Source organism: Deferrivibrio sp. (genome assembly GCF_055117995.1).
Genome location: NZ_JBSQOT010000071.1, coordinates 1 through 5,676, shown reverse-complemented (window position 1 = coordinate 5,676; position 5,676 = coordinate 1). Strand labels below are relative to the sequence as shown.

Below are 5,676 nucleotides of genomic sequence, written 5' to 3'. Positions count from 1 at the left end.
AGTGAAGAAGCACTTTTCAAACTTTTGTATTTGGCAACTGTGGATATAAGCAAAAAATGGACAGGTCGGGTTCGAGACTGGAGCGAAATTTACCCTCAAAAGTCCTTTGCGTAACCTTGTGTAGGGTTTAATTTACTTATTTTCTCTTTTTTTCAGCCAATTTAACTAAAATGTGGCTTATTTAAACCCTAAATCCCCTTCCAAATCCCCTAAATGTAACCAAAATAGGGAATTTGGACGCACTTGTCCCTATAAATCCATTAGCTAATCATAAAAGATGCCCTCCTTAAGTTAAATGCAATACTTATCAGAGTACTTTCTGCCTGCACTTTCTGTAATCCAAGGTACCTAAATCGATTAAAGCCAAAGTCCTTTTTCAATAAGCCAAATACCTGCTCTATCTTAAATCTATATTTGCTTACATACCTGTTAAATAATTTTAAAAATTCACTCATCTTTTTACCCTTAGGTTTCTTATGCATAATGAAATCATTATACCCTTTAGAATTAAGGTAAGCTCTATTAGATGCAGATGCATAACCTTTATCTGCAAGTATATTTGTACCTGCCTCAAAGCTAAGTTTTTCCAGAAATTCTTCAAAGGTATTTACCTCACTTACATTGGCTGGCTTAATAAGATTGCCAAGGATAAATCCATTAATATCTGTACTAAAAAAAGCTTTATATCCATAAACATATTTATTGCCCTTTTTAAGCCACTTAGCATCAACATCATTGCTGTAAGATATATTATTCTCAGTATTTTTAATTTCATCAGATTTATCTATTTCATCCTCTTTACGGTCTTCTTGAACATCTTTACATTTACCTCTTGGTCTGGCTGATGATGATACCAATGTTGCATCAACTAACGCTGTCTTACGTTCCTGTACTATAAAGCCATGCTCTATAAGTTGATTGTTTATATCTTCCAATAAAGCATCAAATGCTCCACTCTTTACAAGATTATTTCTAAATCTACAGATTGTACTGTGGTCTGGTGTAGGACTGCTTAAAGGAAAGCCTACAAATCTTATTACTGATATCCTATCCCTTAAGGCAAATTCCATCTGGGGATCTGACAAATTCTCCCATTTCTGTACATACAATATCTTTAACATTAGAAGAGCTGGATAAGCCGGATTGCCTACTTTATTTTTATCCTTTGTATAAAACTTACCAAGTATCTTCTCTTGTCGTTTCCAATTAATAAGTTTGTTTATTTTATCTAAATATGTTGGCTCTTTGAATCTATCTTCTATTTCAATATCTGCAAATCCGAATTTATCAAAATCTGGCATGATTACCTCCGATGAAATAATCACATAAATACCATATTTATCAAATAACATCAATAGATTATATCATTTTAAAACAAAATAATTGTGCAAAGGACTTCTCAATTATATATCTATTTTCAAGAAAGGATTGACAGGTTTACTAAAGGTTAATATAATGAAAATGCAAAATCGGATTTACACAAATTATGAGACAGGCTCAGATTAAACTCATAGATAAAGATTTTTTAGCTAACTTTAGCAGTGATTTTCAAATTATTATTTCAGAAATAGCGGTCACAGAATAAAATAATAAAAGTGCATTATAAACATATTTAAGGTTTTTAATGTAATTGTACTGTCAGTTGCTATATTTTCAAGCTCTCTATTTTTTCTTTGTAATCTCCGCTGAAGATATAACTGCCGGCGACTACTATGTCACATCCGGCACCTTTTAAATGTGGAGCATTTTTATTATTTACGCCGCCATCAACTTCAATAAGAGCCTTGGAGTTTTTTCTTAGAGTTAGCTCTTTTACTTTTTTTACCTTTTCAATACTGCTTTCAATAAATTTTTGTCCACCAAACCCAGGGTTTACTGACATGACAAGCACAAGGTCAATGTCTGAGGCAATTTCTTCAATAGCTGATACAGGTGTTGCAGGATTTAATGAGACACCTGCCATCTTACCCAAATCTTTTATCTGATAAATCAATCTATGCAAATGATTTGTCGCCTCGGCGTGTACCGTAATGATATCTGAACCCGCATCTGCAAACTCTTTTACATAGTTTTCAGGATTTTTTATCATCAAGTGGACATCAAATGGTTTAACCGTAAACTTCCTGATGGCACTCACTACCAATGGGCCTATTGTAATATTTGGTACAAACTGACCATCCATAACATCAATATGAATATAGTCAGCCCCTGCCTTATCAATGGCAACAACCTCTTCGCCAAGCCTTGCAAAGTCAGCACTTAATATTGACGGGGAAACAAGCATAATTTCAGACTCTCCTTATATCCCTTCAGGAAATACAATTGTAACAATACTACTTCTTGACTTTGTAAAAAAATTCCCTTTTTCCCCCTTTAAAACATAAATAACACTTTTTTTGCCATTTTTAACATAATAAAAGTCATTTACGTCAGTACCAAAATCTTTGGATGTCCATATATTTTTAAGCATTGAATTTTCAAACAAATTGACCGTAACTACTTTGTTGAAATATTTTTCAAAGGTTGGGACAACATTATCATTAAATATGCTCTTGGTTGTTATGATAGCGCCTCTTTTATCTACGAATATTCTGTCTTTCATATATATCCTGCTTGTAATTTCCAAAAGTTTATCAACTTCTTCCTTGTTTGCAAGTTTATCTGTCTTCCTTTCTTTCATTAAAAAATAGTTAACCGAATCTGCATATGTTTCTCTGCTTTTGTAAATAATATTCCCGTCTGAATTGTATATCTCAAGCAGATTTTTTTCATTTGAATAAATTAAATCCATCTTACCATCCAAATCCACATCACCCAAACCAAAACCATAGATGGAAAAACCCTGCGTATTTGCAATGGCTTCACCTTTTATATAGTCACCATTGTATATCAGAAAATTAATATTCCCCACAAACCTGCCATCCCTCGTAAGCCTCTGAGCAACAATATTTTTTTTACCGTTCAAATAAACATCTCTTAGTGCAAGGGGAATACTATCTTTTAGGTTACCGAGGTTGCCTTCATTATACTCATAAATAAATGACCTTGCGCCTCTGCCCTTATTTGAAATAGAAATAAATATTTCGTCTATTTTATTGTCATTTAAATCATAGCAGCTAACTGTTATGATATTGTCAAATTTTCTGTCAATAGTTTCCTGAAATTGAAATTTATTACCTACAATTTTATAAATATCTACATTTCTATCTTCGGCCATAACTGCATAATCGTAACCATCCCCTTTCAGGTTGCAAACAGCCATCTGGATATAACCCTTTGCTTCAAACTCCTGTTGATAAATTTCTCTCTCATTGTCTGAAGTTTCAACCTTCAAATCAGTAGAATAAAATTTTCCAATAACATCATTGTAATAGTCAACCTCAAAAATAAGACCACCGCTGCTGTCCTCATAAAATTTCATACTATGAGGTGACTTCTTATCAACAGAGAATTTACCTGACTTTATAAGAAGGGATTTTATTTCATCCTCAGTATAACTATCGGTATTGTAAAATTCCAGATTAACTCTCACAGGTAAAATAATCTCAGCGTAATCCCCTGCACTAATATTATCCCCATTTAAAATTTTTGCCGTGCTAAACTTATCATATACATCATCAATTACAGCAAGTCCGGCATCAGAAGTCTTTTCAGCAATCACCTCTCCGGTTATAGGATGTACAATACTCTCTTCTTTTTTTGAAATTTTAATCCGCATCCCTTTAAAAACATTTTTATCTTTTCCTAAATCAGTAAGTATTGTTCCATTTCCTTCATTTGATATCACATACCCTTTTTTATTGCTTAACTTATTTACAAAATTTTCTACAAAATCTGTATTTGCAGCAAAAACCAGTTTACTAAATGCCAAAAATAAAAGCAGATATCTAAAAATCCTCATGTCTTCCTCTTAATTGAATGTCAGCATCATTATATTAGTTTTGTCCTTCTTAAATAAACCTTCTTTTAGTTTTAATACTATAAGGAAGGCTTCATTGGAATTTGGTTCAATATAAATATCCACAATCCTCGGCTCAAGCAAGTCAGACTCCCATCTTTTTACTGCCCCTAACTTGCCAAACCCTATTTTTTCCAATTTTGAAGAAGAAAAAATCTCTCTTAGCGGAAAAGCTGGAAATTTCAGCTCATTGTTATAAACAAATATTTCTCCATTCTTTTCATATATCCTTGGATATATGTATTGTCTAAACTTGAGCATACCAAGCATATCATCATTTTCCGAATAACCATGATTTTCCTTATCTTTAGCTGCCTTGTTCAACAGAAAATATTTGGCACCTACACCGTAAGGTTTTACGCTTTTATAAATAACTTTATTGTCAGATATAACTTCCAGCTGTTTTTTATCGTTAAAGTGTATCAGGTCAACCTTCCTGTCCCCGTCAAAATCCCCAAAACCTGTGTTATAAATATTGTACTTATCTGACACTAAATAAGGTCTGTCATTACCGATATTTTTTGTTGAACTAAAAATATAGATTTCAGGGCCAAATTTTTCTTTCTCTACACCCTGGTATAAAAGCTTCTTCTCCCCTTCAAAATAGCCGGTTCTAAATAAATATTTTATATCTTGCAAATAAATATCAGTTTTACCCCCTTTGATTTTATATATAGCAGATTTTGGTTTAAGATTTTTATCTAAATTTGAAATAATAAGTTCATCTAATTTGTCGTTATCAATATCAAATGATTCTATATTAATTATTTCATCCAAATAAATACTGTTAATAGGTGATTTTTCAATTTTACCTGAGTTTAATTCATAAAAATCTACTTTATTGCCCCCTGCTGCAGCAATTATTTTGTTTTCTCCAACATATAAAACAGAAATTGAAGAATATCCACTTTCCATTTCACCACTTTCCGTAAGATTCACAGCTTTTATATCTTTTTCAATAGCCACAATATTTTCTGTAGGGTAATAAAGGGTTTTTAGGGGCTGTCCATCATTCATTTTTATCGTTAAAAGTAACCCTTTTTCTTCGCTTTTGACCTCACAGGTCAATAAACCGTTATCTGAAATGAACAGATAATCTGAATTGTTCAATGATGCTTTGAGTAATGCAATATATTTTTTTTCATCCTCACTTCCTGCAACGCTTACAAATTTGACTCCTACAGGTATTTTTGGTACAGCTACAATTTCATCAAGTTTAAATTCGGCTGATTTTTCTATTATGCCTATTGTTGAGTTATGCTCATTTGATGATGTAACCACCCCTTCACCAATTATTATATCCCGTGTTCCAAGGATTTCTTTTGTAACGGGATGATAAACCGGTTTTCCTTTTTTCAATATTTCTACCTTTCTGCCCTTTAAAAATCCACTTTTTGCACCTTTATCTATATTTAATATGTCTTGATTTATGTTTATAACTTTTGCTGGCTCAGTTTTTAACAGACCAGCCATATCTGTAGGAAAATTATTTATACCTGCAATCCCGAAACCGCAAAACGCTAACAAGGTCATAAGAAGAAGAAAAAATCTTAACAGCATAAAAGACTCCTTATTTGTTTTTCAAGGAGTATTACACTAAATAATAGAAAAATCAAATAAATTTATAAATAAAAAAGCCCTGCTTTGCAGGGCTTCCCATTAGAAATCCATCTGCCACTTTGCTCCAAAGTAAGTAAGCTTCCCTTCTTTGTTATCAT

Annotated in this window: 4 protein-coding genes; all 4 read right to left on the bottom strand. The window is 32.4% G+C overall.

Features of this window, described 5'->3' with window-relative positions; translation table 11 throughout:
- Positions 1 to 260 precede the first annotated feature (260 nt).
- Positions 261 to 1,301, bottom strand: a complete 1,041-nt coding sequence (locus tag ACTCAF_RS10840; protein WP_463063295.1) for an IS5 family transposase — start codon at positions 1,299 to 1,301, stop codon at positions 261 to 263.
- 344 nt (positions 1,302 to 1,645) lie between these two features.
- Entirely contained in the window at positions 1,646 to 2,284 is a 639-nt protein-coding gene (gene rpe / locus ACTCAF_RS10835) for a ribulose-phosphate 3-epimerase (RefSeq protein ID WP_463063294.1), read from the bottom strand.
- A gap of 15 nt (positions 2,285 to 2,299) precedes the next feature.
- Positions 2,300 to 3,901 (bottom strand): hypothetical protein, encoded by a 1,602-nt coding sequence (locus ACTCAF_RS10830; RefSeq protein WP_463063293.1) that lies wholly within the window; start codon positions 3,899 to 3,901, stop codon positions 2,300 to 2,302.
- Between the two features lie 9 nt (positions 3,902 to 3,910).
- The gene (locus ACTCAF_RS10825) at positions 3,911 to 5,518 is read right to left on the bottom strand and encodes a hypothetical protein (RefSeq protein WP_463063292.1); all 1,608 of its coding nucleotides are present in this window, start codon (positions 5,516 to 5,518) and stop codon (positions 3,911 to 3,913) included.
- Positions 5,519 to 5,676 lie beyond the last annotated feature (158 nt).